2 protein-coding genes and 1 pseudogene are annotated in these 3383 nt (G+C 64.6%); all 3 read right to left on the bottom strand.

The window, feature by feature from the left end; genetic code table 11:
- Positions 1 to 530 (bottom strand): annotated as a pseudogene (locus EN939_RS26225) (DUF5691 domain-containing protein); the annotation flags it as partial.
- Positions 527 to 1912 carry an SWIM zinc finger family protein gene (locus tag EN939_RS26220; RefSeq protein ID WP_236383125.1) on the bottom strand — a complete coding sequence of 462 codons (1386 nt, stop codon included), beginning with the start codon at positions 1910 to 1912 and terminating at the stop codon, positions 527 to 529. The pseudogene EN939_RS26225 and the gene EN939_RS26220, both read right to left, overlap by 4 nt.
- Positions 1913 to 2106: 194 nt before the next feature.
- Positions 2107 to 3141: a cell division protein FtsZ gene (ftsZ, locus tag EN939_RS26215; RefSeq protein ID WP_127270104.1), complete on the bottom strand. Its 1035-nt coding sequence runs from the start codon at positions 3139 to 3141 to the stop codon at positions 2107 to 2109.
- Positions 3142 to 3383 lie beyond the last annotated feature (242 nt).

Here is a 3383-nt window from a genome sequence, read left to right as displayed (position 1 = left end):
GTGCGGCGCATATCGGCGAGCGCGGTGCGGCGTGCGGCGGGATAGAAGTCATCCCAGTTTTCCACCGTCAGATGCTCCTGGCTTGCAGGTTTTTCGCCGTCCGCGCCTGCCTGCCAGTCGATCCAGGGTGCATAAACGTCCGGACTGCTCTGATCCGACGCGGCTGGCATCCAGTCCATCGGATGCAGCACGAAGCCGCGGCTGGCGACGAGCGTGACCACACGCGACTTGCTTCTTGTGTCGGCGGCATGCTTGAGCGCGGCTCGCAATAGCGGCCGCAGCCGTTCCGGCAGCATCGGCAAGGCGAGTTCGGGCAATTGCGGGCGGCGTTTCAGCATCTTTGGCGCGGCTGGCCGCAAGGCGGTGTCGAGAGCTTGTGCGGCGATCGCCAGCAGCCGGCGTTCGCGCTCGTCGGGGCTGGCACCGCCGGCGATCTCCTTCCACGCGCCCGGAGCCAGGTCGAAGGTGGTCCCGCCGGTGATCCAGCAGTCGCGCATGGCCGCCAGGCCGGTCTGCTCGATCTCGTTCACGACAGGTCAAGCCTCCCGAAACCGCTTTGCGCCGCCAGCAGGTCAAGCCGGCTGCCATTCCAAAGTGCTGCCGTTGCCATAAGGTCCAGCCCAAGCAGCGTTGGATTGACGGTGTCGGCAATCGGCAAGGCGATACCATGCGGATCGCCGGCGGCTTGCCACCAGGCAGCGCCCCGATCGTCCAGCAGGATCGCGCCGGGCGGCAGCATGACAGGACAATCGGTGAGCCAAGGGGCTGTGTTCTGGTGAGCAGCATGCGCCGCGAGCGGATCGGCTGTGTGAAAGCCGAAATCGGGCCACTCACCTGTCGGGACGTCGCCCTTGCGGTCCGCCACCAAGGCCCGCAGCGGCTGGCGTGCCGGGTAAAAGACCAGCCTGGCATCGAACCGGTCGCCCGGTGTGAAGGCGTTCGACCGGCGACCGGCCGAGGCCGGAAAATAGTCGAGCAAGAGAGCAAATTGCGGGCTCGCGCTCTTCAGGTTGAGCAGCCAGGTCGAATGGCTGACGAGACCGTCACGGCGCGACTCGATCTTCTCGCCAAGCACCTCCCAGACGCTTTCGACCTGTTTGGCATCGGGATTGGCCAGAACCTGCTCACGGCTTTCGGACGTCGATACGAGCCGCCTCAATTCGGCGTCGCCTGGCGTCGATCGCCAGGCCTTGGCCACCAGCACAAGCTTGCCTAGTTCGCGGATCGCCGCGTCCGGGCGCTCCTCGCTGCGCAGCCCCATCAGCCGTGACGGAATCTCGTCGATGCGGCCGGCAAGCGCTGTCGCCTTCATGTCGACCAGCCGTGCCGCAATCCGGCGGCAACGATCACTGCTGTTGTCGACAAAACCGGCCAGGCCAAGCCGCAACTGGTCAGCGATCCATTGATCCAGCTCATCCAACGCCGCCGACACCGCGGATTGCGTATCCAGCGTCCGCTTGCGCTGCGCTGCCTCGCGGCGCTCGACCGCAGCGGCGTCCTCGACATCAGCGCTTTCGTCGTCGCGCGAGGCCTCGCCAATGCTCTTGCCTCCCGCACCGGGCGCTGGCGCCGCCGGCTGCGGCGAGGCCTTCCTGCGGCGGCCGAGCCAATCATTCACCCATTCCGGGGCCGAGCCTGCGGCGGTAAAACTGGCCGGCGTGGTGGCTGCAATCCACATCAGCGCCAAAGTGTGCTTGCAGGGAAATTTCCGCGACGGACAGGTGCATTTGTAGCCATGGTCGCCGGTGTCGACGACCACACGATAGGGATTGGAGCCGGAACCCTGGCATTCCCCCCAGAGGAGCCCCAGTTGATCGCTCTTTTCGAGCCGTGGCCAGTTCGATTGCCTGGTCAACCTGGACGCTGCGCTCAACGACGCCTGATCGGGCGCAAGCGCTTCGATGGTTTTCAAGTCGAATTCCAAGCCGCGCCTCTCGTCGCTCGAACGATACGGGTAGCCAGTATAGATGGCCGTCTATGACGGATTCTTGTAGCAGCAGCGGTACCGAGATCGATACAGCTGAACACAATAGTTGCGCCAGTTGCTATCCGGCGATGTCTCCCTCGAGAAATTATCTCCTGGCGAGGATAAACGCGCGATATGACTTATTGAAGCGTCCGCGCCGGCTGACCGGCGTGGTCGCGCGCGATGCCGGCTTCGGCATCCTCCACACCAAACGCACGGTCGAGGCCCGTCGCCACCACCGAGACCCTGAAGCGGCCTTCCATGCCCTTGTCGAAGATGGCGCCAACGATGATGTCGGCATCCTCGTAGACCTCTTCGCGGATGCGGGTGGCGGCCTCGTCGACCTCGAACAGGGTCATGTCCCTGCCGCCCGATATCGAGACCAGCACGCCCTTGGCGCCTTTCATCGACACTTCGTCGAGCAGCGGGTTGGCGATCGCGGCTTCGGCCGCCTTCATCGCCCGGCCCTCACCGGAGGCCTCGCCGGTGCCCATCATGGCGCGGCCCATGTCGCGCATCACCGATTTGACATCGGCGAAGTCGAGATTGATCAGGCCTTCCTTGACGATGAGGTCGGTGATGCAGCTGACGCCGGCATAGAGCACCCGATCGGCAATGACGAACGCATCGGCGAAGGTGGTCTTGGCATCGGCGATCCGAAACAGGTTCTGGTTCGGGATGACGATCACCGTGTCGGCGCTCTCGCGCAGCCGCTCGATGCCCTCTTCAGCCATCTGCATACGGCGCCGGCCCTCGAAGGCGAACGGCTTGGTGACGACACCAACCGTCAGGATGCCGGCCTTGCGCGCCGCCTGGGCGATGATTGGAGCCGCACCGGTTCCCGTGCCGCCGCCCATTCCGGCGGTGACGAAACACATATGCGTGCCGGCCAGATGGTCCATGATCTCGTCGAGCGATTCCTCGGCCGCGGCGCGGCCGATCTCGGGAAGCGATCCGGCGCCCAGTCCTTCGGTGACGTGGGCGCCAAGCTGGATCAGCCGCGTCGCCTTCGACATGGTCAGCGCCTGGGCGTCGGTGTTGGCGGCGATGAATTCGGTGCCCTGAAGCTGCTCGGCGATCATGTTGTTGACGGCATTGCCGCCGCCGCCGCCGACGCCGATCACGGTGATCTTGGGTCTCATCTCGGAGATTTCGGGCTTCTTGAACTCGGCCATGCCTGTGTCTCCTTCGCCAATTGCGCGCGCTTCACGACCCACCCGCAGACTGCCTTGAAACCTTGCAATCGAGTGGCATGATGCGAATCACTCCGTTGCGATGGGTAGCCCAAAAAGCCAGACAGCGGCCAGAGGTGCAAGTGCATGCGAGGTCAAGATTTGTGATGACCGTTTTGCACAGCGTGGCTCGTGCGCTACGCGCGCCAGATCTGACCGCAGCGAGCTCGCCGCTCCCGCCGATA

Source organism: Mesorhizobium sp. M7A.F.Ca.CA.002.05.1.1, assembly GCF_003998335.1.
Classification (GTDB): domain Bacteria; phylum Pseudomonadota; class Alphaproteobacteria; order Rhizobiales; family Rhizobiaceae; genus Mesorhizobium.
The sequence above is the reverse complement of the archived record's forward strand: the minus strand, read 5'-3'. Positions and strand labels throughout refer to the sequence as shown.

Coding starts and splice junctions, on each gene's coding strand:
- ftsZ (WP_127270104.1), bottom strand. CDS start 3,141: ATGGCCGAGTTCAAGAAGCCCGAAATCTCCGAGATGAGACCCAAGATC.